Genomic DNA, 22,415 nt, shown 5'->3' with positions numbered 1-22,415 from the left:
GGAGCCCGCCATGACGTCCAAGGCCTTTGAAATCCACGAAATCGTGGTCTCTGACGCGGAGGCCTACGCCGAATACGCCAGCCTCGCCGCCCCCACCGTCGCGGCCTACGGCGGTCGCTATATCGTGCGTGGCGGCGCGGGCTCGGCCATCGCCGGAGAGGCCCCGGCCGCCCGCGTCGTCGTTCTGGAATTCCCTGATCGCGACACCGCCATCGCCTGGCGCGCCTCGCCCGAGTACCAGGCCGCGCTGAAGATCCGCGAAGCCGCCTCGACCTCGCGCGTCTACATCGTCGACGGCGTCGCGCCCTAACCCTTCAGCGACCTCAGCATCAACTCGTGACGCCAGGCCGCGACGTCAGCCAGGGCCTCGTTGAGAGCGTCGCGGACGAAGTCCAGCCGGGCCGGGACCACGTCCCTATCGGCGGCCTCCGCCTGCGCGCAGACCGCGGCAAGAGCGCCCGCCCCGATCCCTGCCGCCGCGCCCCGGATCGTGTGCACGGCGTCGCGCCAGCCCTCGATCCGGGCGTCCAGCATCTGGGACCACATTTCGGCCTGCTGCACGAACAGGCCGAGGACCTCCTCCGCCACACCGTCGTCGCCGCCCGTGACGCTGTCCAGCACCGAGAAGTCGACGGCACCGGACAGGTCGCGGCGGGACATCAGGCCGCCTGGTCGGGGTTCTTCGCCAGTCGGGCGTTCCGCGCCGACCACAGGAAGTAGATCACCAGACCGACCGCGTTCCAGATCACAAACCAGAACTGCGTCCGCGGCTGCAGGCTGAAGAAGAACAGAACACAGCCCACAATGGTGATCGCTCCCACCAGCCACCACAGTGGTGCCCGGAACTTCCGTACCCGGTTCGGATCGCGCAGCCTCAGCACGATCAGGCAGACTCCGACTGCCGCGAACGCCGCCAGGGTGCCCGCATTGGCCAGCGACGCCAGCTCATCCAGCCGCATGACACCCGCAAGGGCCGCCACCACGATGGCGGTGAACACGGTCACCACCGCCGGCACGCCCCGGCTGGAGATCTTCGCCAGCGAATTCGGCAGCAGGCCATCCCGTGCCATGCCCAGGAAGATGCGGCTCTGTCCGAACAGGAAGGCCAGCAGGACGGTGGGAAGCGCGATGACGGCCGAGGCCGCGATCCACTGCGCCGCCGTCCCCTGCCCCATCTCGCGCAGGATCAGGGCCAGAGGCTCGGGGCTGGCCGCGAAGCTCGCCACCGGCCGCGCGCCGATCGCCGCGGCCGCCACGACCAGATACAGAACCGTGCAGATCAGCATCGAGCCGACGATACCGATGGCCAGATCGCGCTCGGGCTTCTTGGTCTCTTCAGCCGCCGTCGAGATGGCGTCGAAGCCGTAGAAGGCGAAGAAGATGATCGCCGCCGCCGCCATGACCCCGGTCTGCACAGCCGGCTGTCCGGTGATCAACTCTCCGAACGGCAGGGCGGGCGAGCCGAAGCCATTCGGCATGAATGGGGTGAAGTTGGCCGCATCGAAGGCCGGCAAGGCGATGGCCACGAAGGCGATCAAGGCCACGACCTTGATGACCACCAGGATGGCGTTCAACGTCGCGCTCTCACGCGTGCCCAGCAGCAACAAGCCCGTGACCACGCCGATGATCGCGACGGCCGGCAGGTTGACCAGCCCGCCCGCGACATGGGGCCCCACCGTCAGGGCGGTCGGCAGGTCTATGCCCAGACCCGTCAGGAAGCCCACGGCGTATCCCGACCAGCCCACGGCTACGGCCGAGACGACCAGCGAATATTCGAGGATCAGGCTCCAGCCCACGATCCAGGCGATCAACTCGCCCAGCACGGCATAGGAGTAGGTATAGGCGCTGCCGGCCTGCGGCATCATGGTCGACAGCTCGGCATAGGCCAGGGCCGCGCAGGCGCAGACCAGTCCCGCCAGGGCGAAGCTGATCATCACCGCCGGGCCAGCCAGCCCCGCCCCGACCCCGATCAGGGTCAGGATGCCGGTGCCGACGATGGCCCCGACGCCCAGCGCCAGCAGGTGCGGCCAGCTGAGGGTCGCCTTCAGCCTGGGTCCGTCCGATGCCTGGTGCATCGCATCGATCGACTTGCGCCGGTTCCAGAACGCCATTCGCTTAACTCCCCCGATGGTCCTTGCCGGACCGATTCCGCCGGGATGCTAGACCGCCCTGCGGCGAACCGAAACACCCGGCTGAAATCCCTTGCATCCCCGGGCCGATGTCTCTATTTCCGCCCCCTCCGCCGGACGTCCCCGACGACGGCGCGACGATGGTATGGGTGATTAGCTCAGTTGGTAGAGCAGCTGACTCTTAATCAGCGGGTCGTAGGTTCGAACCCTACATCACCCACCATTGTTTTCCCTTTGGAGACAACCCACTAAGCCGCCGAGTAACCGCGCACGGCAGGGGCACGCGCCATGCTGGGGCACGTATGGGGCACACAGTGACAGAACCGGCCCTGATTGCGGGCAAAGAAAAGGGCCGCTCCGATCTCTCGGGCGGCCCTGCTTTGGGATGGGCTGGCGGCTAGACGGCGGAGGCCGGAACCAACATCCGGATCAGCTCCGCTCCGCGCCGTCGCGCCTCTGTCCGGGGTGCGAGCGCCCGGTCCCTTTTCGTCCACGCGTCCTCGATAGCGGAGGCCAGCGAGTCCGGGCTGGGCGACAGGCCCTGGGCGACCGGAGGGGCCGAACGCAACAGGTGGATCAACGCGGCGATAGAGGCGTCATCCGAAAGCCCGCGTCGATATTCTACGATTAGGTTGAACAGCTTCAGTGGGGCGTCAGTGGTGCCGGCGCCCGGCTCGGTTCTGGCGGAGATATACCACTCGCACAGCGCGCCGTTGTCTGGTTCCGCAAGAATGGCGTCCTGCATCGCTGTCAGCATGGCCTCGGCGCTGATCCGAGCCATTGCCGCCGCGATGGCATCCGGGCTCGCCGGGGTGAACGGAAGAGCGCGGCGACTTAGATCAACCCAACCGTCAATCAATGCGTCGCGGGCTGCCATGTCTTTCTGCGGGTCGCCTACCTCCGCTCGAACAAGCGCGGCGAAGTCGGCCATGAGCAGCAGGGCTTCGGCTACGCCGCCGCCGCCAAGCCTCCCCTGTAGATCCGCGCGTCCGTCCCTCGCTGCGTCCAGCCAGCGCTCCGCGACCTGGGAGAGAGACCGGCCCTGACGGGCAGCTTCGGCCTCCATTGATTCTTTCGTCTCGCGGGTCAGCCGAACCGTGATGCTCGCCTCTTTGCGCATCCGTTTGGCAGCGCCGGGGCTCTCTTCTGTGGACATATCCAGCCTTTTTGATTGCAGGAGGTTTCATCACCCGTAATCCGACGCTCTATGCGTTGCAACACATTTCGAACGGGCGCATGTAAGTCATATCGCTTCGGTTCTGCATCCCGCTGGCCGAATGTGTGACTTAAGGAGAGAGCGCTTGAACGCGACCGCGACCCTGAGTGACCCAGATCGGATCATCTCGCCTTCGCAGTATTGTCAGCTTGTCGGGATCAGCGAGACGACCCGCTGGCGTCAGCAGCGCAACGGCGAAGGCCCCAAGGCTATTCGCATCAGCCCGCGCCGGATCGGCTATCGCGCCGCTGACATCGCGTCATGGCTAGAGTCCCGCAATGCGGAGGCCGCCGCATAGCCATGACCGACGCAAAAAACCCAGCCGTCGCGACAACGGCCGGGCTTTCCAATGTAGTCATGCTGGCAGGCAGGACGCAGGTTAGCCCCAAAATCGCGAAACTTCAACGCCGCGATCTCGCCGCGCCGGGTCTCGTCAGCCGAGACGAGGCGATCCGCGCTCTGCTCGAAACCTCCAGAGCGACTGACCGGATACTGGCCGAGGCCCGCGACCACACCGGCGCCACGGCTATCGCCTGCCGCGCACTGGCGAACGTCTATCACACCCGGGCCGTCCATCTGTCGGCGCTCGTCCAGTCCCTTCCGGCGCAGGCGGTCTCGGCATGAGCGTGTTCGATCCTGAGACCATGACCCCGCGCGCCCGCACCGGCTCGGCTCATACCGCCGTTGCTGCCGCGATCGATGCCACGAAGCCGGCTCCAACGATGATTGATCGGATCTGGGAAATCTACCTGACCGGACCCCACACTCCCGAAGAAGTCCATGAGAAGCTGTCCCGTGAGGGCCGCCTTCTCCTGACGTCCGTCCGCGCGCGAATCTGCCAGCTCCACAAGGCCGGGCGCCTGATTGCATCGGGTGAGAAGGGCCTGGGGGAATCGCGCCGGTCAAAGGTCATCCGGTGGCGCATCGCGACCCCGACCGAACTTTCCGAGGCCATCGCCAAGCGGGAGGCCCAATGACCGACCGCACCATTGGAACAATCGACGTCGGCCCCGACCGTCAAATCCGCCTGACCCTCACCACGGAACGCGACGGCGCGCGCGTCATAGACGTTCGTTCGTTCGACCGCTTCGCCGGGGTCTGGATGCCCGGAAAGGCCGGATGCCCGGTCCCCGTTCAGCACGGCGAGGCTTTCGCGCGGCTGGCGGTAGAGGCTGTTGCGGCAGGGGGTGGCGCATGAGCGCCCCCCTCACCCCCCCAAGCTGCGATCTGCGGGGCCTCGGCTTCATGCCGATGGACGTGCAGCGGGTGCTGGACAGCGAAACCGTAGCCCTAACCACGGGCGACGAGTTCAAGGCCGCGCTTCTGCTGTGGATGCGGGCTTGGAGTCAGGTTCCGGCCGCCTCGATTCCCTCTGATCCGCGATTGGTCGCGCGCATGGCCGGCGTCCACCTCAGCGAGTGGCCCACGCTGGCCCCTATGGTCCTGCGGGGCTGGGTCGAGTGCGATGACGGCAGGCTCTATCACCCCGTGGTCGCAGAGAAGGCGCTGCGGGCGTGGGTCGAACGCCTCAAATATCAGGACCGTTCGGCCAAGGCCCAGGCGGCGCGCCATGAAAGCTTCGTCTATCAGCCGGAAGAGTTCGCTTCTCTGCGCCGACAGGCCGCAATCTGCCTTGAAAGGCTGGTCCCCGGATCGGCGTTGGCAATGGGCATCGTCCTACAAGGAGGCGATCAGGCTCCTTCGGGGAGTCCGTCAAGGAACGATTTAGGCTCCGAAGAGAGAGAGAAGGGAGAGGATAGGGATAGTGAAGGGATAGGAGAGGAAAAGGCTCTTGTCGTTTCGCCGGGCGAACCGACGCCAACGCAACAGGCCTTCGCGGATTTCCTCAATCTGGCGGACGATCTAGGTCTAGCGAAACCCCGTAAGCTGGATACTGACCGCGCCGCCAAGCTGACGCTTCGGCTTGCTGAACATGGCGGACTTGAAGGCTGGGCGACTATCCTCGATCTGATCCGCTGCTCGCCGCACCTACAGGGCAAGAATGATCGCGGCTGGAAAGCGACGTTCGACTGGCTCTTGAGCCCGGCCAACCTCCGCAAGGTGGCGGAGGGCAACTACGTCCGAGACGACGCCCCGCGCACAGGCGGAGGCGGAAGCTATCTCGATATCGCAATGGAAGGGTTGGCAGCGTGACGGCCGTATCCGTGCGGGCGCCACAGCCCCCCTCCGCCGCGACCTCCCGCGCCGCCAAGATCGGAGACGCGCTGGCCAACAGCCGCGACGTGTTGGAGGCCCCTTTCCGGCTCATTGAAGGGGCCTACGAGGTAAAGGGTCCGACGCAACGTGATACCCTCTGGGAGACGGGTAGTCCGTTCGTTCTCGCCAGGGCGAGGGAGTGGCTGGCGGAGCAAAGGCCCCGCGCCGAAGTTCAGGCGCTCTACGACACGTTGGCGACGGCACTCAACGCCCCGGTCGATCAGGCCTCAGCCCGCATGACGCTTGGCCTGTTGCTGGAAGGCTACCCCAACACGGGCAAGGAAGTTCGGGAGGGGTATTTCGCCACCCTTCTGCATGACGTGCAGGATGAACGTGTTGGCCCCTACCTGTTGGCGGAGGCGTGCAAAATCACCCGTCGAAAGCTGAAGTTTCTTCCGACTGTCAGCGAACTTCTCGGGTCAATCGGAGAGGTGTCTTACCGCCTTCGGTCGGCTGTCGAATATCTGGCGCGGGTGCTGGAGTGTTTCGACCGTTGCGAGGCGGTTGTCGCGGCCCACAATGTTCCGCCGGCCGAATGGTCCGATGAGATGTGGCTGGACGCGCTCAACGCATGGGGCCGCAACCATGATGGCATCTGGGCTGACCACCTAGGGCCGGAACCGGGGGCGCCCGGCTGTCTGGCGTCGAAGGCAGCGGTTGAGTCCTACCGGAGGCAGCGAACCTACGGCCTACGGAGGGGCCTGTGAGCAGGCTTGTCTTCCCCGCTTCGCGGCTGGTGAGGTTCGGGGGCGATGATAGGCCGAACCCGCCAGAAGCCGCCTGCCCGTCATATCTGTGGATAGGCCATGCGCCGCGCGTTCAGGGCGAGACGACGTCCGTGCAATGGCCCGGCCTCTATCGCGCGTCAGACGTCGAATGGTGGGAGCGCTGGCAGAACTACACGGGCGCGTCGAAAGCCGCCTTCACGGCTCGGGCGCACGAGGATTTCATTCGCACGCTGCACGCCAATCTGAGGTCGCAAGCCGCTTGATGAAACAGGGCGGAAACAGAGTGGTGGCGGGCGTTTCTTATACAAGATTGGCCCGGCCGGCGGCCCTAATCTGCCACCATGACCGAAGCTTTCCGCCCCGATCCGAAGACCATTCGCCAAGGTTTCCTGTCGCAGTTCGGCGAGGCCGGCGCAGAGCGTTGGGATCGATGTGTCGCGGCGCTGCCGATCCCGGAAGCCCCTTCGGACGATGACCTCGGGCTGGCCCTCGTGGTCTGGGCCACGAACCAAGACGATTACGCCCACGTCCGGGCGGTCCTCGACACCTTCACCCTTCAGCGCGTGCACGTCATCGGCGCTGGCGAAACCCTGACCCTGACGGCCTCGGAAGCGCTGGCCTATCCGGTCCTTCGGGCCTTCGTCCAGCGCACCCTGACCCAGGCGGCCGGGAAGTGCCTGTCCAGCCCGGATCACTGGAACGCCCTGCAAAACCTCGCCGTCCGCGATGACGACACTGGATCCTCCGGGGTGGACCTCGCCTATGCGCGCGACGGCCTGTCAATCACCGTCAACTATGGCGACCCGATCCAAACCGCCCGCATCGTAAATCTGCGGATGATCTCGGCCGACGCCCTTCGCGACATCTGCCAGGGCGACCCGCCAGCCGTCGAGCCTGACCAAGCCCAACCCCTCCCGGCCGCCCCCTTCCCGGTCGGCGCGACCGGCCCTGTCCTCACGGCGGCAGCATGAGCTACGGAGTTCTCAGTGGGGCGGAAGTCAGCGCCAGCGACTTCGAAAAGCTGGGCGGATTCCGCCAGCCTGCCTTCCTCAAGATGGTGTTCGCCATGTTCGGGGAGGAAGTCGGTTGCCGCATGGCCGACGCGATGGCGGCCGAGTTCGAAAGCCCGACCCGCGTTGATCGGGTCATCGGTCTCAGCGAGGCCGCCTCGTTCATCGCATGGGCGCTCTGTGGACAGGCTCACGCTGGCGAACTTCCGCTGGCAGCGGTCGAGGTGTTTCGGCCTGAGGGCTATCGTCTGATCCGGCAGGAGGACAACGACCCCATGTGGCCCGCCATGTCGGCGAGCCTCGGGGCCTATCTCTGGGAATCGCTGCGGATCGGGAGCGGTCTGGCGCCCGAAGGAATCGACCTGACCGAACGCCTTACCGTGGCGGTCGGCGGGTTCTCCTGCGGCGCTTCGGTCGCCATGACCGTTGATAGCGCAACCCTCGCCCTGCACTTCGGCGGCCTTCTCGCCGGGGATACGCGCCTCGCCCTGATCGACACCGGCATCAACGCGGTTCGCTCTATTGCCGCCGACACTCGCGCCCTGTCCGTCCCGTCCCTTCCGGGGAGCCTTGCAGAACAGGTGCAAATCGCCCTCGCCAAGGACGAAGCCAAGCTGGGGGTTCTGCATTGATCGCCCCCGAGGTCCGCGCTGTGATCCTGTCAGAGCTGCACCGCTGCCGCCCCTTCATTGAGGCGTCGCTGGCTCGTCAGCCGATCGATACCTGGGATGACGTGGTTGCTGCGGTCGAGCAGGACCGCGCGCAACTGTGGCCCGGCAAGGCCTCGGCCCTCGTTACGACCCTCGGCTGGTCTGAGGGCGGTCACCGTCTGATCGAAGTCTGGCAGGCCGGCGGCGATGGCGACGAGATCGTCAACGTCCTGACTCCGCAGATTGAAGCGGAGGCGCGCGGCTGGGGCTGTGAGTTCGCCATCGTTACTGGCGGTCGCTTGGGGTGGGAGCGGAAGCTGGCCCCGTCAGGATATCGCGCCGCGCGCGTCGTCCTCGTCAAACCACTTATCGATCCGGTGAGCCCGGCCAATCAGGAAAGAGCCGCAGCATGAGCATCGGAGCGAAGAAGAGCAAAGAGAAGTCAACGAACGTCACGACTCCGACGAACCCGGAGTGGGCGACCAGCCTCGTTCAGGATCAAGCGGGCCGCATCCAGCAGTTGAGCGGCGTCGATCCCTATTCGCTCGTTCCGGGGGCCTCGCCGCTCCAGCAGCAATCGTTCGGCGGGGCCGCAAACCTCGGCCAGCCTACCGCCTATATGGGCGGAGGCAGCAAAGGCTACTCGGACGGTCGTCAGGTCAACGGTGGATCTGGCGACGGCTACACGCCCCCCGCTGCGACGGGCGACGGTTTCGACCTGGCGTCGGCGCTGGCGTTTGGAACGGCGCGGGCTGGAGCCAACACGGCGCAAACCTCGCTCGCCGGGGCCACGGGCTACAACGCCGCAGGAGAGGCCGCCTCGAACGGCTACACGGCATCCAGCCCCGCGGCGGCAAACGGCTACATGTCGCAGGGCTACACGGCAGCGCAGGCAGGCCCGGTCAGCATTGCGCCGACCTTCATGGCGAACGCGGCGCAGGCCCAAAACAGGAATCTGACCGACGTCGATTTGAACGGCTACATGAACCCGTATCTCGACAGCGTCGTGAACACGACCCTTGCGGACTACGACGCCAACGCCGGAGTCACTCGCGCCCGTCAATCCGCCCAACAGGCCGCAAACGGGGGGATGCGGAACTCGAACAACGCCGTCCTGTCCGCCCTGACCGAAGGCGAGCTTTCCAGAGGGCGCGCGACGACAGACGCCAATCTACGCAGCGGCGGCTACGACCGCTCGACCGGCCTGGCTCAAACCGACCTCGCGCGGGAGACGTCAACGAACGTTTTCAACGCTGGCGAAGTCAACAAAATGAATATGACGAAGGCGCAACTGGACGCCCAGCGTCGCCAGACGGAAGCCCAGCTTCAACAGGCCGGGCTTCTGGCAAACATGGACGCGAGCAACACGGCTTCGCAGTTCGGGGCCAGCGCCTACAACCAGTCGGCTCTCTACAATGCCGGGGCGCGCAACGCGTCGGCTCTCGACTACGCGGGTCGGGCCGACACGGCGGGCCAGTTTGGAGCGAACGCTGGCAACACGGCCGCACTGGATTACGCGGGCCGCGCCGACACGGCGGGGCAGTTCGGGGCCAACGCCTTCAACAACATGTCGCAGTTCAACGCGGGGTCGCTGAACAACGGCTTCCAGTTCAACGCCTCGCAGCAGGACGCGGCGCTCCAACGAGCGTTGCAGGCCGCTGGCCTGATTGGGGACCTGACCTCATCCCAGGGGACGAACACCCGTGCGAACCTTCAACTGCAGAACGACTTCGGTCAGCAGCAGCGGGAAATCGAGCGGCAATACCGGGCCGCCCCCTACGACCTCATGAGCATCCAGAACCAGCTGACCGGCGGTCTGCCGCTCAACCTGTTCAACGGGTCAAGCTCGGTCGGGACCGGCAGTAGCAGTTCGATGGGCTTCGAGGCCAATCTGATGAAGCTGATCCAAGCCGGAGCGACGGCCGCCGGCATCTCGGACGTCCGCCTGAAGGAGGACATCACGCCGATGGGCCAAGGCCCGTCCGGCGATAACCTCTACGAGTTCGGCTACAAGGGCGATCCTTCGGGCGAACGCTATGTTGGGCCGATGGCTCAAGAGGTGGCGTTCACTCACCCCGGCGCGGTCTCTCAGGAGCCGGGCGGCCCGATGATGGTCGATTACAACGCCCTCGGCATCAAGTCGCCACAGCAGCAGGCGGGCGGGGAGGGCTCGTTCCTCCAAGGCCTCCCCGACATGGCCCCGGATACCAACCCCTTGGATTTCGACCCCGTTCCGGGTGGGCCGGACCTGTCGGGCATCATGGGCCAGACGCGGGACCAGGCCGCCGCACAAATCCGCTCGGCTCGCGCAGCCGCTTCGCCAACTCGCCGTCCCGCTCGCCGGGGCCTGTTCGGCGGCCGAATGGTCGGTTGAGGACACAGGACATGATCGTTTCCCCCAAGAGAACCCCCCGCGAAATCACCCGCGATCTGAACATGTCAGGCCCACAGGCTGACGTGATCGGCGATCTGATACGCCGGATGGAAGGCCCCCCGAAGCGGACGCGACGCGGGCTTTTCGGTGGATCGGCGTCAGTCCAACCGGTGTCACAGGACGTGATGGCGCAAGCTTTCCCGCAGGAGCGGGGCTATGGCATCCTTGACCGGATCCATGATTTCGCCGCGACCTACAACGGCGAGCCGACGCGGCGTGCAGAACTTGAGGGGCGCCGCGAAGCGGACGCGTTCGGGTCCACGTTCGGCGGCCTGCTCAGTGACAGCTCGCCGGGGATGCGGGAACAGAACCTTGCCGGGATGCAACGCCTTATCGCGGCGCGGGCGGCGCGCGGCGGCGATGTGTCTTCCTTCACCGCTCAAGCCGACGCCTACCGGGACAACGGCTATCGGAACGACCTCGCCTCGTCGCTCCCCGGCCCGCTACGGTCGGCGGCTCGGGTGGCTCCGCAGATGGGGGCCGCTTACGGGTTCGATCAGAACTCGAACGACATCTACCCCGGCGTTGATGGGGATTATGTGCGCGGCATGAAGGGTGGAGGCGAGTTCCAATCCGCCTATGACGCCCCGCTGCCTACGCCTCAGGGCTTCATGCAGGACCCTCAGAACCCGCAGGGTCTCGCGCCTCGCCCCGGCGGCCCGATGGACCCCAAGTATCAATACTCGTCGGAGTTCCAGGGCACGTCCGGCCGCGTCGCTGCCACCCCGCGCGATCCGGTCCCCATGCCGACAGAGTCGAACGTCATCGCGATAGTGATGCAAAAGGCGATGAGCGGTCAGCCGCTGAACGAGGCCGAACAGGCGATCCTCGACCGGCAAACCGCGATCCCGCAGGCGGCCAATCCATACGCTATGTTCGGGATGCCTGGCATGATGCCCGGCGCTCCGGGCGGGGCTCCGTCGCCCTACAGCGGCCAGCCCCAGACCGCGCCACAGCAGCAACCCGGCGGCGGTGCAGGCGGTCAACCCTACCAGCCTCGGGACGCTGCGGACCTTCAGGCAAACGTGCCGGTCGGCGGGCGCTACATCAACCCGGCCGATGGTCGGGTCATGACGCGGACGCAGTAGCGCCTTGCCGATCACCCAGCGCCAGAGACGCCCCGACCTGTCGGCCTACGGCTCGGCAGGCCCGGACCTGTCGTCCTTCTCGCAGGGCGGCCCCGATCTGTCTTCGTTCAGCGGTCCCGTTGGCCCGTCGCAGCTCGGTGACGGCTCGATGGCTGGCCCGAGTCAGCGCAGCCTCGGGGAGCGCTTCACCTCCGTTGTAGAGGATGCGGCCCGCAGAAACTCCCTGATCGCCATAGCGCGAGCGACGACTGACGCCCGGCCGGTCTGGCGGGGCGGCCTTCTCCCGGAGTGGGAAGACAAGCCCCTGACGGTGCGCGACCCCGGCACGGGTGAGGCCCTGAACTATTCCAGCATCGGCCAGCAGATGCGGGCTGACGAACGCGAGCGCCGCACGAGCTATCAACAGCAGGCCGACGCGGACGGCTGGCGTCAGGCGCGGGGCGGCCTGCCCGGCCAACTGGCTGCGGGGGCGACGAACGTGACCGGTGCGCTGGTCGGCGCGATGGCTGACCCGGTCAACATGATCTCGCCCGGAAGGACGGCCCTTGGGCGCATCATCGGCGGCGTTGGCGTCAACGCAGCGGGTGATGTGGTCACTCAGGGCGCTGACATGGCGGGCCACCTTCAGGAGAAATACAGCCCGTGGCAGACGGCGACGGCAGGCGCCCTCGGTGGCGTGATCCAGGGCGGGTTCGAGGTCGCGCCCCGCATCCCCGGCGCTGTCCGAGCGGCAGGCGAACGGATCGCTCCTGTAGCCACTCGGGTCGCCGAAGCTATCAGCCCCCGTCCGCGAATGACCGGAGCCGCTGTAGATGCGGCGTTCCCGGATGCACCGGCAGTTTCGGCGGCAGTACGCGCGCGCACGCGAGGCCCGGCTGCGCCGGTCGCGCCGCCTGCCATTGCTGCGATCATCGCCGATACCTCGACGCGCTACGGCGTCTCGCCGTCCTACCTGACCAACCTTGCTTCCCGCGAAAGCGCCTTTAACCCCTCGGCACGGGCGGGCACGTCCTCGGCAACTGGCCTGTTCCAGTTCACGGACGATACCTGGCTGAACACCCTTCGCCAGCATGGCCCGGCCCTCGGGATGCCGGACGCTGCGGCCCGCATCCAAGCCAGCCCCGCCTCTGTCCTCGCGATGCGGACCGATCCGGCGCTGAACGCCCGCGCTGCCGCCCTGCTGACGGCGGACAACGCTCGCGCCCTCCGGGGTGTGCTGGGCCGGGAACCCACGGACGGGGAGCTTTACGCAGGCCACTTCCTCGGGGAGGGCCGCGCTCGCCAGCTCATGACGGCCGACCCCAATGCGGCGGCCGCTGCGCTCTTCCCCGATGCCGCCCGCGCCAATCGATCGATCTTCTACGAAGGCCGGGGCCGAAACGCTCGCCCGCGCACCGTGGCGGAAATCCTCGCCAACTTCGACGCCTCGTTCAGCGGCGGCGCTGCCTCGTCCGCAAGGGGCGGGCCTGTCGCCCCGTTAACCCCTGAAACCCCGATCACCCCGGAGTTTCGCGACCAATACGCGCCCGCGCGCGAGGGACAACCTGCCGGACCCGTGCAGCCGCTCGGCAATCGCCCTGACTACTACGGCCTTGCCAACCAAGATCTGACGGGGGCCGCACGGCCTGACGCCCTCACCGCGCCGCGTCGCAGCGGCCCGGACCTCTCGTCCTTCGGTAGAGCAGCCGAAGGCGGGCCGGACCTGTCCTCGTATGGGGCTCCCACTCGGGAGGCCCTGCCCGGTTTCGATCCCATGCTGAACGAGGCTCCCGACTTCAGCCTTTCTCGTGGCTCCGCCCCTGAGGCAGGGCGACCCATGTTCAGGGCGGAGGACACCCCGAACGGCTACCGTGTGTTCGAGACCGGCCGCCTGCAAGATCGCCCGATGTTGTGGGGAGAACGCCAAGGCCAGGACGTGCGGATTGAAAGCACCGCCCTTCCGCAGGACATGCGGGGCCGTGGCCTCGGACTGGACGTCTACCGCCGGGCCGCCGACGATATCGCAGACGGTGGCGGGTCGATGCGCTCGGACGGCATTGTCAGCGCAGATGCGGCCCGCATGTATGAGGCGCTTGGGCGCCGGGGCTTTGATGTCACCCGCTCGCCACGGGCGATTGAGTCGCGCGGCGGATGGGAAACCCCGGACGGTAGCCCGGTCTTCACCGTCGCCCGCCGCGAACTGTCTCAACCGATGCGCGGCCCTGAGGGGATGGGCTACCAAGCCCGTGCGCCCTTCTCCGCCGGTCCCGATCTGGCCGCCTTCGGTCGCCCTGTGAATGATGCAGCCGGCGTCTCCGCTCCCGTTCAACCCTTCTCCCCCGCGCCCTCCGATGGGATGCCCGCCCCCTCGGCGTTCACTTCCGCTCCATTTGCCCCGCCAGAGGGCCGCCTAGGCTTGGGAGCCAGCGCCGCGCCGTCTGGGCGTCTCCCGGTGGACTTGTCCGCCTACGGCTCACAAATCGGCTCCCCTGTCCCGTCGCGCGGTCAGGACATCAACGGCCTCCGCGAAGCCCCCCGCCCCGGCCCGGTGCCTCGGGGTCAGGGCGTCGCCTATGAGGGCCAGACCGTGTCGGGGCTGGCTCGCGATCTTCGCAATGCGCTGGGTCTCACGGCCCGCCAAGGGCGGGTCATGCCTCGGGCTGAAGGACAATATGACACCGGCTCGGCTGTCGTCCGGACCAAGGCCGTTCAGGAGTTGGACGTGCTGGCCCACGAGGCGACCCACGCCCTCGAATATCAGCGCAACAACCCGACCCTACAGGCCGCGCTCCTCGCCCATGCGAAAGAGCTTGAGCCGCTGGCCTATCCCGGCGCTGCCCGCAATGCGATCCGGCAGGAGGGCTTCGCAGAGTTCGGCCGCTGGTATCTGACCAACCCGGAACAGGCCCGCCGCGCCGCCCCCAACTTCTACGATGCGTTCGAGCGGGCGCTTGCCCAGGACGCCCCGGCTGTGGGTCAGAACCTAAAGGCCATCCAGTCCGCCTATCAGGGCTTGCTGCAGTCAGACAGCATCGCGGTAGCCAAGGGCTCGCTTGCCTACACCGGACGCAAGGGGCCGATCTCCGATCTGGTCCGGGAGTTCCGGGAGCAGGGGCCAAAGTCCACGATCGGTCGGCTGGCGAACAGCCTCTACACCTCGTTCATTGACGATCTGCACCCGCTGTCGCAGGCCGTCGATAAGCTGGCGGCCATCTACAACGAGAACACCGGCCGCAAGCTGAACCTCACCCGAGCGAAGAACCCCTATGCGCTGGCCCGCCTCTCTCGCGAAGCCTACGCCGCCGGGCATAGCGACATCGTCTATGGCGTGACGCCCTATCAGGGGCTCGACCCGGAAGGCCCGTCGCTGGCCGACGCGCTGAAGGTGGCGGACATCGACATCGTCGGCCTGTCGGACCTCAACAACCCGGCCAACCTGACAAGGCAGGGTCAGTTCAAGTTGGACGATCTGGCGGAGTTCGACGCCTACCTGATCTCGCGCCGCATGGTGCACGAGTGGGACCGCTTCTCCGCTGGCGAACTGCCCCGTCCGCCGGATCGCAATACCCGCGCCTTCCATGAACAGGTGATCGCCGATGTGGACGCGAAGCACCCGACCTGGGCGCAAGCTGCGGGCACGGTCTATGACTGGCTCGGCAACCTGTGGCGCAAAGAATGGCAGTCCGGGATGATCTCGGAGGAGTCCTACCGCAACGGCCTGAACAATCACCCTGACTATGTGCCCCTCATGCGGGACGTGTCGGACAAGGGACCGGGCGGCGCTGGCAAGCCCCGCGGTGCGCTCCAGTTTGCGGGCGGGGTGAAGGCTTTCGAGGGTTCGACGCGGGATAATCTGTCGCCGCTCTCGACCATGATGCGCCGCTCCTACGAGCTGAACGCCATCATCAAACGAAACAATGTTCTCAAGACGCTGGACGATCTGGCGGACCAAGCGGGGCCGGGCGCCGGCGCTATCGTTGAACGCCTCCCGCCGGATCAGGTGGAAGCGTGGACCACGGACGCCGCAACGGTCCTGAACAAGACGGCCGAAGACCTCGGGCTGACCGGCCGCGACCTCTCGACCATCCAGAAGATCGCCGACGATTCCCAAGGCGAGAGCGTGACCCTGTTCCGTCGCGGCTCCTTCTCCCCGAAGAAGGGGGAACAGGTCGTGTTCGTCTGGCGCGACGGCAAGAAGACCCCGCTGCTGCTGCCGGATGGGGCGTTCGGCAAGGAGTTGTTCGACGGCATCACCGGCCTGACCCGCGATCAGCGCAATGCGTTCGTGGATCTGGTCGCAGCCCCTACGCAGATGCTGCGCATGGGCATCACCCTCTCGCCGGAGTTCATGGCCGCCAACCTCATCCGCGATCAGGTGGCGACGTGGATCAACACAGATGTTGGGTTCCGGCCGGTTGTGGATACGATCAGGGGCGGCAAGTCCGAGCTGTCGCAAGACCAATGGGCCAAGCGCTATGCAACGGTCGGCGGGCTGCGGGGCGGGCAGAACGTGGCCGCGACCGCCAAGCCCTTCCCCCAGAACGATGCGGAGGCCCGCGCCCAACTGCAGAACCTTCAGCTCAAGGGGATGCAGGTTCGTCGCTTCGCCTCGTGGCGCGGACTGGCGGAGGCGACTGACCTCTCGGAAACATCGACCCGGCTCGGCGTGTTCCGCCGCTCGTTTGAGCAAGCCAAGCGCCAGGGCATGGACGATTACGAGGCGATGGTTGAAGCGGGCTACACCTCGCGGGACTATCTGGACTTCGGCCGGCGCGGATCGAAGATGATCGCAGCGGCCCGGCTGGTCACCTTCCTCAACGCCGCTATCCAAGGCCTCGACAAGACGGCTCGCGTCCTGTCGGCGGGCGGCAACCTGCAAAGGACATTGGCCCCCCTGTTCGGCGGCGAAGCTGCAACCCCTGCCCAACAGGCGGCGATCAACCACGCTTGGAAGGCGTGGGCCAAGGTCTCGATGTTGGGTGCGGTCGGTCTCGGCCTGCGGATGCTCTATCAGGATGATCCCGAATATCAGGAGATCGGCGACCAACTGCGGGCTACCCATTGGGTCTTCAAAATGGACGGACGCTGGACGTTCGTTCCCAAGCCTTTCGAACTAGCGACGATCTCCAACATTCTCGAGCGGGGATATGAAGGCCTGATCCTGAAAGACCCGACCGCTGGCGAGCGCTTCCTGTCGGACGTGAAGAACACGATCATCCCGCCGTATGAGCTGCCCGCCGTCAACGTCCCGCTCCAGATTGCAGGAAACCGGGATGGCCTCGGCCGCCCGATCATCCCCGATCACCTCCGGGGGACTGTGGATCCGGCGCAGCAATTCAACGCCTACACCTCCCAGCTTGGCCGCCTGATCGGAAAGACGCTCAACGTCTCGCCCGCCGTGGTCGATCACATCATCACCGGGTTTGGCGGGACGCTCGGCCGCTACGCACTCCAGGGCACGAACGCCGCCTATGAGGCCGCGACCGGCGCCCCTCGAACCGCTGCCGGGCCAGAGGACATGTTCCTCGCCCGCCGGTTCGTCCGGGACATCAACCGGGGCTCGACCTCGCAGAAAGAGTTCTGGGATCAGGTGAGCCAGAGCGACGGCGACCTGACCCAACGCCTCGGCACGTTCCGTCAGTTCGCCAATGAGGCCAACGACGCGGGGGCTATGGCCTACCTGAACCACATGGACCCGTCAGAGCGGGGCTACGTGAAGGCCTCGTTCTTCACACAGGACGGCAGCGCCAAGCTTCACCCCCTCGTCAGAGCTCGGGAGTCGTTGGGCGTGCTGGGCGATCTGCGCCGCACGGTTCGCGACGGGTCGTTGATGGATAACTCCGGGGTCGTCGTCCCCCTGACGCCAGACCAGCGCCGCCTTGTGGATGATACGATTTCGGAGATGGGCAATATCGAGATGCGAAACGCCCTGATCGCGACGGGCGTCCGTGGCTGGGCTCAAAAGACCTACATGGATCACCGCGTTGCGGAGGCCCGGCTACAGCGTGCCAGCCCTGCCGTCGCCGCCGCCCTCGCTCAGTCGATGATGCTGAACAAGGTTCCGGGTGAGGCCCAGGTGCTGACCATGTGGCCGCAGTTCCGGGCGATGGCTGAAGCGCCGGTTCCGGTTGAACAGGGCGTGACCTTGCTTCGGGCTCGCCGGATGCAAGGCGACATGCCGGGCCGCGTCCTCGAAATGCAGCGGTTCAGAGCGACACAGAGAGGGACTGCACAATGACCAAGGCCAAAGCCGTCGCTAAGACCCCGACGAAGCGCCAGCCCACGGCTGATGAAGCCGCCAGCATCGCTGTTGCCAAGGAGGCCAGGGCCAAGCGCCCGGACAGGATCAGGCCCCCTACCCCTGAGGTGATCTTTCAGGGACCGAACAGCATCGGACTTACGGTTCCCCACGACGACGGCGAAGGCTGGGGGGTCCAAATGCTGGAGTCCCTTGGCGTCGATTCCTATGCAGTGGTCGAGCGCCTGATGACAGGAGCGGGGCAGATTGCCGCGCAAAGGCCGGTGACCAATCAGGAGGAGGCCGAAGCCTCACAGAAACGCAACAACAACGCGGTCTCCTTCATCGCGTCCATTGGACCCAAGTCCACCCTAGAAGCGACCTTGGCGCTCCAGATGCTCGCTGCCCACGAGGCCGCAATGCTCATGTCAGCCAACCTGCACAACGCCACGATGCGGGACTCGCTGTCCGACTACAGCCGAATGATGAACCAGACCATGCGGACGTTTACGGCCCAGGTCGAAGCCCTCGCCAAGCTGCGGACGGGCGGAAAGCAACAAGTCGAGGTGCGCTATGTCTATGTGGACGCCAGAACCCAAACCGTCGTCAACGAGGGGGGCGGAGGGGGTGTGCCCCTCGGAAACCACGATCAACCCCATGCACCCGGAACCGCTCGTCTCCCGTTTGCGCCGGGCCAGCCGGTGTGGAGCGAAGACCCGAGCGGGGTCGCCATGCCAGTCGCCGGCCGTCAGGGGGCGGAAGCGATGCCGGATGCACGGGGGCCGCAGCCCCGGCGCGCCGAAGGGAGAAGCGAACGGCAACTACGCCTCAGGACGCTGGACGGGCGAGACCATCAAGGCGAGGGCGACTGTGCGAGCCCTCGTGAAACTCTGTCGGAGAACGCTGCATGACCTCGCCTAGCTTGGAAGAAATCGAGGCGATGGAGCCGGAAGAAATGAAGGCCGCGATCGATCAGCTTCGCCGTTGCGACCCCGGCGCTTTCCTTGAGGCCATCGCCGCTATCGTGGGACGCGACGACTGATCCCGAGTTTTGCGAGTCCCTAAAGGTGGGGGCTCCCCTGCCAGGGCGAGACGTTGGCTTGAGAGCTTCGACTGCGTCGGTGCACCTAGGGCGCGGACGAGGAAAGGGCGGCCCGAGTGACCGGGCCGCCCTTAGTTTTCCCGCACGATAAAAAAGGGGCCGCCCCGGTGAAGGAAGCGGCCCTAGGTTCATCGAGTCATGGAGGCTGGCTAGGCCCCGTAGATCGCCCTGTCGTGCGCCTCCGCGATGATAGCGCCCCAATCGATCAGGGCTGTGGGGATGATGTCGGTCTCGGCCGGGTAGATGACGGCGAAGGACTGGCCGTCGCTGATAACCTTCCCGCCGATCGCCTCGAACTCCCGGAGGAACCCGCGAGCGTCGAAGGCCTGAGCTGTGCCGATCACGCGACGCCTCCCGTCATGCTGGCGAGGTGTTCAGCGTCGAGGCGGTAGGCGTGGCCCAGGTCGTAGCGGGCCGCTGCCGTTTCTTCCTCTGCCAGTGCCGCAGCCTTCGCCGCCAAGTCGCGCAATGAGGCGGGGCGATAGTCGATCAGCGCGCGAAGGGCGGCGTCGTAGTTGTCCCGCGCCGTGGCGTATGTGGCCTCGTCAGCGTCGGTGACCTCCCGGCCCTCTTCCCTAGCCTTCACAGGATCGGTGCAGTCGCAGACCTCCTCGAACGCGGTTAGGGCCGCCGTCACCGCGCTAATCACGTCCTGCAATGCGGGCGACGGGCTGGCCGGCGCGAGGCGGGCGTTGATCGCGTCGCGTTCGTCCTGGGGGAAGGTGTTCAGGTAGCCGTGCAGGAACAGCGCCCGGATTTCCTCGGGAGGCGTCGGCGGTGAGGGGACGTAGGCTGGCGGTGCGTGGTAGCGGTGGCGCAGCAGGTAGCTTGAGACCTTCTGTCCATGGAAGAAGGACAGCGCCTCGTTCGCCGCGATAGCTCCGGGAAGGTCAGCACCGCCCCGGCTTGCCGTGAAGATCAGGCTCATACCGTTGGACACAATGTGCGCGCCGGTCGCGGCCTCAACCTCGGCAAGCCACGCCTCCGCGTCGAACGGGTCAGGGCGGGCCATCAAGAGAGGCCCGCTATCACCCGCCAGCGCCAAGGCGTCCTGATAGGCAGAGGCCACGGCCGATTCCACCGGGTCATCCGCCAGCATCCGGGAGATCGTGGCGGGGTTCGTAGAGCTGTCGCCTACTGCATCGGTGAACTGGTCCTCGATCAGGCGAGCGAGCTTGCAGGCCAGAGCCTTTGCGTTCGGGGCGCGGGTGGATAGCAGCGCTTCCCGCGAGGTGCGCCACGCTGCGACCTGTTCCTCGGTCGGATCGTCTTCAGCCGACCAGACGGCGTTTGCCGCATCGTATCGCGCGAGGATCTGATCCCACTCGGGATGATAGGCCTGCGCGATGTAGTCGGCGCGACTGTGGGCGAGGTCCAGATAGATCGCCAGCAACCCTTTGGCTGCGTCGTCGCCGCGTTGGGCGATGTGGCGCTGGGCCTCGGGGTTGGAGAGGGGCCGGGCCGCATGGTTGTGAAGCCACGCATAGGCGGACACCTTCTCTGCGATGTCAGCCGGGGAGCTGGCCGGGACGCCCAGCAGGCGGTCGGCTAGTTCGGCGATCACGTCACCGGCTGCGCTGGCCTCGGCCTCGTTGCACGGCGAGAGGGCCAGGGCGCGATTGAAGGCCTGAGACGCGGCGGCGAAGTCCAGGGAGGACAGCGCGTCTGCGGGCTGCGGGGGGATGAACCCCCGCTTCGTGGTGCCCTTGGTCATTAGAAGGCCCTCCCGATCACGGCACGGAGGGCGGCGGCGCGGACAAGGCGCTCCGTCCGCTGGGCTTCGCTGGTGCGGGCCTGCTCCCTGCGGCTCTGGAAGCCACGGAGCGGCGTCACGTTCGGCGGCAGGCGGCAACCTTCCCACGTCTCTAGCTTGACCGCGTAGGCCTCCAGTGCGGCCTTGGCCTTGGCGACGCCCTTGGGCTTCATGTTGTCGCGGAGGCGGAAGAAGACCTCATTCAACGCCGCCTCGGTGGCTTCGTCTTGAGGGTCAATGATGGCGGGCCTATCTGTCAGTGTGCTCATTCGCGTGAGCCTTTCTTCGGAAAGGGGGCGGCGGTTCTTTCCGGGATAGCCGCCCCGACCGCTTCAGCGGATTGCTGAAACTGATACGGTGATAACAGATTGGGGCGTTCGTTGCAACCATACTGTTATGGTGGTATCAGTTATTCATGAGCGATGACCATCCCAAACTGACGCCAGAGGCCTGCCGAGCGGGCCGCGCGCTGCTGATGCTGACGACGCAGGAACTCGCGTCCCGCCTCGGGGTCAGTCCCACCACCATCAACAAGTTTGAGACGGGCGGTGATCTGCGTGCCAGCACGGCGGCCCGGATCGTCAAAGGATTTGCAGTCCTTGGCGTTGAGATACTGAACGGGGACAGCCCCGGTGCCCGGCTGCTTGTGCGACCTTAGGCCTATTGATTGATCGCTGTTCGCTAACGTGTAGGCTGGTGTTCCACGACCTAGGAACGGCGATGCTGAAATATCTCGCGATGGCCACGCTGATCTTGTGCGGCGGATCAGCGCCCATGCAAAACGCCCAACAGTGCCAGTACGCGATCGACAGTTACAATCAGGCTGTTGATGGTCAAGCAACCTATCTTCGTCGCTACTCCACTTGCTTGGCCAACAGCCAGGCCAACGACGATTGCTCGTCAGAGTTTCGACGCCTTCGGAACGGACAGTCGGATTTCGAGAGCGCCATTTCAGGTTATCGTAGCTACTGCCAGTAGCCACACCCGCGAGTTACCGAGCGCACGCCCCCGATCTCACTGGCCCGCGATTTGGTCGGCCAGCCCCTTGCCCGAATGACAAGGCCGACACAGCCGGCAAGTCCGGATGCTGGAGGCCCGTTCGCTGCGGTCTCAGTCGTCGTCATCATCCGAGGCGTAATCTTCGTAGCCGTCGCAGTTGGCCTCGGGGTCTAGCACGGCCGTGTTCAGCATCCGCCAGATCCAGCCCTTTGATCCTGCCCATCCGGGCAGCGCCCGCAGGCCTAGAAGTCTGTCGTAGTGGCGCAGCATGGCGGCTTGCCTTCGGCGGAAGCCAACTCTCGCCGGACAGGGTCCGGGTAGATTACCCGCGTATTGGGTCGGAAAGGCCTGGGCGAACATGCCGGCGCTCGTCCTAAAGAGGAAAGGTAGCGAAGCCTCGAGTGTGAGAGCCCAAATCGGACGCCTCGCGTCGGGCGGGCTCCAAGCGAAATCGATGAGCAGCAGGTTGCCGTAGTCTGTGAGGTCTTCGAACGGAGAGACCCAACACGAGAGAACGACCTCAGCGAGCCGTTGCGCCTCGTCGCTCTCAGCATCCATCAGCGAGAAGAAATCAAACCTTTCCAGCGCGAACGGCTCGGTACGAAACTCCCAAGCCTGAACATGGGAAATCAGCCGGCCCCGGTCGTGAACCCGCAGTTCGGTAGCGCGCTGCTTGATGACCGGTTCACCCCCGACATAGCGCCAGCCGGTTCGAGCCACGGACACCGGACAATCGATGCCCAGGTCCATCAATTTCGCCTGACGGTCGGCAGTTTCGGACCAAGGGCTTGGCGGCTCGGAAGCGCGGGAGATTCTACGCTGATGCGACGCCTCCGTGACTATTCTGACAGACCGAAGTGACCTTCTGGCTT

25 protein-coding genes and 1 tRNA gene are annotated in these 22,415 nt (G+C 66.0%); 19 read left to right on the top strand and 7 right to left on the bottom strand.

The genetic code is table 11. The features are described 5' to 3' along the window. Nucleotides 1-10 precede the first annotated feature (10 nt). On the top strand, nt 11-310 hold the full coding sequence (locus ACW18A_RS04020; RefSeq protein ID WP_492023521.1) for a DUF1330 domain-containing protein: 300 nt from the start codon (nt 11-13) through the stop codon (nt 308-310). Here ACW18A_RS04020 and ACW18A_RS04015 read toward each other — a convergent pair. Beyond that, nucleotides 307-660 (bottom strand): Hpt domain-containing protein, encoded by a 354-nt coding sequence (locus tag ACW18A_RS04015; RefSeq protein WP_492023520.1) that lies wholly within the window; start codon nt 658-660, stop codon nt 307-309. The genes ACW18A_RS04020 and ACW18A_RS04015 overlap by 4 nt on opposite strands. Beyond that, nucleotides 660-2,111, bottom strand: a complete 1,452-nt coding sequence (locus tag ACW18A_RS04010) for an amino acid permease (protein WP_492023519.1) — start codon at nt 2,109-2,111, stop codon at nt 660-662. Before ACW18A_RS04010 ends, ACW18A_RS04015 begins: the two co-directional genes overlap by 1 nt. Nucleotides 2,112-2,276: 165 nt before the next feature. Between ACW18A_RS04010 and ACW18A_RS04005 the strand changes: the two genes are divergently transcribed. Further along, nucleotides 2,277-2,352: transfer RNA gene (locus ACW18A_RS04005), tRNA-Lys, on the top strand. Nucleotides 2,353-2,526: 174 nt separating this feature from the next. Here ACW18A_RS04005 and ACW18A_RS04000 read toward each other — a convergent pair. Continuing rightward, nucleotides 2,527-3,285 carry a hypothetical protein gene (locus ACW18A_RS04000; RefSeq protein ID WP_492023518.1) on the bottom strand — a complete coding sequence of 253 codons (759 nt, stop codon included), beginning with the start codon at nt 3,283-3,285 and terminating at the stop codon, nt 2,527-2,529. A gap of 145 nt (nt 3,286-3,430) precedes the next feature. Between ACW18A_RS04000 and ACW18A_RS03995 the strand changes: the two genes are divergently transcribed. From ACW18A_RS03995 to ACW18A_RS03925, 15 genes are all read left to right on the top strand, one after another. Then, complete coding sequence (locus tag ACW18A_RS03995; RefSeq protein ID WP_492023517.1) at nt 3,431-3,643, top strand: helix-turn-helix transcriptional regulator; 213 nt, start codon at nt 3,431-3,433, stop codon at nt 3,641-3,643. Between the two features lie 2 nt (nt 3,644-3,645). Next, a complete protein-coding gene (locus ACW18A_RS03990) occupies nt 3,646-3,969 on the top strand; it encodes a hypothetical protein (RefSeq protein WP_492023516.1) in 324 nt (107 codons plus the stop codon). Continuing rightward, nucleotides 3,966-4,322, top strand: a complete 357-nt coding sequence (locus ACW18A_RS03985; RefSeq protein ID WP_492023515.1) for a hypothetical protein — start codon at nt 3,966-3,968, stop codon at nt 4,320-4,322. Before ACW18A_RS03990 ends, ACW18A_RS03985 begins: the two co-directional genes overlap by 4 nt. After that, entirely contained in the window at nt 4,319-4,543 is a 225-nt protein-coding gene (locus tag ACW18A_RS03980; protein WP_492023514.1) for a hypothetical protein, read from the top strand. Before ACW18A_RS03985 ends, ACW18A_RS03980 begins: the two co-directional genes overlap by 4 nt. Beyond that, complete coding sequence (locus ACW18A_RS03975) at nt 4,540-5,499, top strand: DUF1376 domain-containing protein (RefSeq protein ID WP_492023513.1); 960 nt, start codon at nt 4,540-4,542, stop codon at nt 5,497-5,499. The genes ACW18A_RS03980 and ACW18A_RS03975 overlap by 4 nt, the downstream gene beginning before the upstream one ends. Beyond that, a complete protein-coding gene (locus ACW18A_RS03970; RefSeq protein WP_492023512.1) occupies nt 5,496-6,269 on the top strand; it encodes a hypothetical protein in 774 nt (257 codons plus the stop codon). The genes ACW18A_RS03975 and ACW18A_RS03970 overlap by 4 nt, the downstream gene beginning before the upstream one ends. A 131-nt stretch (nt 6,270-6,400) precedes the next feature. After that, complete coding sequence (locus ACW18A_RS03965; RefSeq protein WP_492023511.1) at nt 6,401-6,553, top strand: hypothetical protein; 153 nt, start codon at nt 6,401-6,403, stop codon at nt 6,551-6,553. Nucleotides 6,554-6,631: 78 nt separating this feature from the next. Beyond that, nucleotides 6,632-7,261 carry a hypothetical protein gene (locus ACW18A_RS03960; protein ID WP_492023510.1) on the top strand — a complete coding sequence of 210 codons (630 nt, stop codon included), beginning with the start codon at nt 6,632-6,634 and terminating at the stop codon, nt 7,259-7,261. Then, nucleotides 7,258-7,932: a hypothetical protein gene (locus ACW18A_RS03955; protein WP_492023509.1), complete on the top strand. Its 675-nt coding sequence runs from the start codon at nt 7,258-7,260 to the stop codon at nt 7,930-7,932. The genes ACW18A_RS03960 and ACW18A_RS03955 overlap by 4 nt, the downstream gene beginning before the upstream one ends. Further along, on the top strand, nt 7,929-8,363 hold the full coding sequence (locus tag ACW18A_RS03950; RefSeq protein ID WP_492023508.1) for a hypothetical protein: 435 nt from the start codon (nt 7,929-7,931) through the stop codon (nt 8,361-8,363). Before ACW18A_RS03955 ends, ACW18A_RS03950 begins: the two co-directional genes overlap by 4 nt. After that, nucleotides 8,360-10,324, top strand: coding sequence for a tail fiber domain-containing protein (locus ACW18A_RS03945; protein WP_492023507.1), 1,965 nt, complete (start codon nt 8,360-8,362; stop codon nt 10,322-10,324). Before ACW18A_RS03950 ends, ACW18A_RS03945 begins: the two co-directional genes overlap by 4 nt. A gap of 185 nt (nt 10,325-10,509) precedes the next feature. Beyond that, nucleotides 10,510-11,472, top strand: coding sequence for a hypothetical protein (locus ACW18A_RS03940; protein ID WP_492023506.1), 963 nt, complete (start codon nt 10,510-10,512; stop codon nt 11,470-11,472). 4 nt (nt 11,473-11,476) lie between these two features. Next, nucleotides 11,477-17,689 carry an LPD38 domain-containing protein gene (locus ACW18A_RS03935; RefSeq protein WP_492023505.1) on the top strand — a complete coding sequence of 2,071 codons (6,213 nt, stop codon included), beginning with the start codon at nt 11,477-11,479 and terminating at the stop codon, nt 17,687-17,689. A gap of 573 nt (nt 17,690-18,262) precedes the next feature. Continuing rightward, on the top strand, nt 18,263-18,610 hold the full coding sequence (locus ACW18A_RS03930) for an HGGxSTG domain-containing protein (RefSeq protein WP_492023504.1): 348 nt from the start codon (nt 18,263-18,265) through the stop codon (nt 18,608-18,610). Then, nucleotides 18,597-18,731 carry a hypothetical protein gene (locus tag ACW18A_RS03925; protein WP_492023503.1) on the top strand — a complete coding sequence of 45 codons (135 nt, stop codon included), beginning with the start codon at nt 18,597-18,599 and terminating at the stop codon, nt 18,729-18,731. The genes ACW18A_RS03930 and ACW18A_RS03925 overlap by 14 nt, the downstream gene beginning before the upstream one ends. A gap of 209 nt (nt 18,732-18,940) precedes the next feature. Here ACW18A_RS03925 and ACW18A_RS03920 read toward each other — a convergent pair whose 3' ends face one another. Genes ACW18A_RS03920 through ACW18A_RS03910 form a run of 3 tightly spaced genes read right to left on the bottom strand, consistent with a single transcriptional unit; the run spans nt 18,941 to nt 20,813 of the window. Then, entirely contained in the window at nt 18,941-19,135 is a 195-nt protein-coding gene (locus ACW18A_RS03920; protein WP_492023502.1) for a hypothetical protein, read from the bottom strand. Continuing rightward, nucleotides 19,132-20,505 (bottom strand): hypothetical protein, encoded by a 1,374-nt coding sequence (locus tag ACW18A_RS03915; protein ID WP_492023501.1) that lies wholly within the window; start codon nt 20,503-20,505, stop codon nt 19,132-19,134. Before ACW18A_RS03915 ends, ACW18A_RS03920 begins: the two co-directional genes overlap by 4 nt. Next, nucleotides 20,505-20,813 (bottom strand): hypothetical protein, encoded by a 309-nt coding sequence (locus tag ACW18A_RS03910; RefSeq protein WP_492023500.1) that lies wholly within the window; start codon nt 20,811-20,813, stop codon nt 20,505-20,507. Before ACW18A_RS03910 ends, ACW18A_RS03915 begins: the two co-directional genes overlap by 1 nt. Nucleotides 20,814-20,959: 146 nt before the next feature. Here ACW18A_RS03910 and ACW18A_RS03905 point away from each other — a divergent pair, with 146 nt between their 5' ends. Both ACW18A_RS03905 and ACW18A_RS03900 read left to right on the top strand, forming a co-directional pair. Beyond that, nucleotides 20,960-21,202 (top strand): helix-turn-helix transcriptional regulator, encoded by a 243-nt coding sequence (locus tag ACW18A_RS03905; RefSeq protein ID WP_492023499.1) that lies wholly within the window; start codon nt 20,960-20,962, stop codon nt 21,200-21,202. Between the two features lie 62 nt (nt 21,203-21,264). After that, nucleotides 21,265-21,522, top strand: coding sequence for a hypothetical protein (locus ACW18A_RS03900; RefSeq protein WP_492023498.1), 258 nt, complete (start codon nt 21,265-21,267; stop codon nt 21,520-21,522). Nucleotides 21,523-21,654: 132 nt separating this feature from the next. Here the strand turns inward: ACW18A_RS03900 and ACW18A_RS03895 are convergent, their stop codons facing one another. Continuing rightward, a complete protein-coding gene (locus ACW18A_RS03895) occupies nt 21,655-22,293 on the bottom strand; it encodes a hypothetical protein (RefSeq protein WP_492023497.1) in 639 nt (212 codons plus the stop codon). Between the last annotated feature and the right edge of the window lie 122 nt (nt 22,294-22,415).

It is taken from the genome of Brevundimonas sp. AVps5 (genome assembly GCF_058681515.1).
The sequence above is the reverse complement of the archived record's forward strand: the minus strand, read 5'-3'. Positions and strand labels throughout refer to the sequence as shown.

What these genes read in the sequence shown, in the direction of transcription:
- ACW18A_RS03905 (WP_492023499.1), top strand. Translation starts at nt 20,960, where the DNA reads ATGAGCGATGACCATCCCAAACTGACGCCAGAGGCCTGCCGAGCGGGC.
- ACW18A_RS04015 (WP_492023520.1), bottom strand. Translation starts at nt 660, where the DNA reads ATGTCCCGCCGCGACCTGTCCGGTGCCGTCGACTTCTCGGTGCTGGAC.
- ACW18A_RS04000 (WP_492023518.1), bottom strand. Translation starts at nt 3,285, where the DNA reads ATGTCCACAGAAGAGAGCCCCGGCGCTGCCAAACGGATGCGCAAAGAG.
- ACW18A_RS03960 (WP_492023510.1), top strand. Translation starts at nt 6,632, where the DNA reads ATGACCGAAGCTTTCCGCCCCGATCCGAAGACCATTCGCCAAGGTTTC.
- ACW18A_RS03900 (WP_492023498.1), top strand. Translation starts at nt 21,265, where the DNA reads ATGCTGAAATATCTCGCGATGGCCACGCTGATCTTGTGCGGCGGATCA.
- ACW18A_RS03975 (WP_492023513.1), top strand. Translation starts at nt 4,540, where the DNA reads ATGAGCGCCCCCCTCACCCCCCCAAGCTGCGATCTGCGGGGCCTCGGC.
- ACW18A_RS03910 (WP_492023500.1), bottom strand. Translation starts at nt 20,813, where the DNA reads ATGAGCACACTGACAGATAGGCCCGCCATCATTGACCCTCAAGACGAA.
- ACW18A_RS03945 (WP_492023507.1), top strand. Translation starts at nt 8,360, where the DNA reads ATGAGCATCGGAGCGAAGAAGAGCAAAGAGAAGTCAACGAACGTCACG.
- ACW18A_RS03895 (WP_492023497.1), bottom strand. Translation starts at nt 22,293, where the DNA reads ATGGACCTGGGCATCGATTGTCCGGTGTCCGTGGCTCGAACCGGCTGG.
- ACW18A_RS03940 (WP_492023506.1), top strand. Translation starts at nt 10,510, where the DNA reads ATGGCGCAAGCTTTCCCGCAGGAGCGGGGCTATGGCATCCTTGACCGG.
- ACW18A_RS04020 (WP_492023521.1), top strand. Translation starts at nt 11, where the DNA reads ATGACGTCCAAGGCCTTTGAAATCCACGAAATCGTGGTCTCTGACGCG.
- ACW18A_RS03985 (WP_492023515.1), top strand. Translation starts at nt 3,966, where the DNA reads ATGAGCGTGTTCGATCCTGAGACCATGACCCCGCGCGCCCGCACCGGC.
- ACW18A_RS03980 (WP_492023514.1), top strand. Translation starts at nt 4,319, where the DNA reads ATGACCGACCGCACCATTGGAACAATCGACGTCGGCCCCGACCGTCAA.
- ACW18A_RS03955 (WP_492023509.1), top strand. Translation starts at nt 7,258, where the DNA reads ATGAGCTACGGAGTTCTCAGTGGGGCGGAAGTCAGCGCCAGCGACTTC.
- ACW18A_RS03915 (WP_492023501.1), bottom strand. Translation starts at nt 20,505, where the DNA reads ATGACCAAGGGCACCACGAAGCGGGGGTTCATCCCCCCGCAGCCCGCA.
- ACW18A_RS03925 (WP_492023503.1), top strand. Translation starts at nt 18,597, where the DNA reads ATGACCTCGCCTAGCTTGGAAGAAATCGAGGCGATGGAGCCGGAAGAA.
- ACW18A_RS03930 (WP_492023504.1), top strand. Translation starts at nt 18,263, where the DNA reads ATGTCTATGTGGACGCCAGAACCCAAACCGTCGTCAACGAGGGGGGCG.
- ACW18A_RS03990 (WP_492023516.1), top strand. Translation starts at nt 3,646, where the DNA reads ATGACCGACGCAAAAAACCCAGCCGTCGCGACAACGGCCGGGCTTTCC.
- ACW18A_RS04010 (WP_492023519.1), bottom strand. Translation starts at nt 2,111, where the DNA reads ATGGCGTTCTGGAACCGGCGCAAGTCGATCGATGCGATGCACCAGGCA.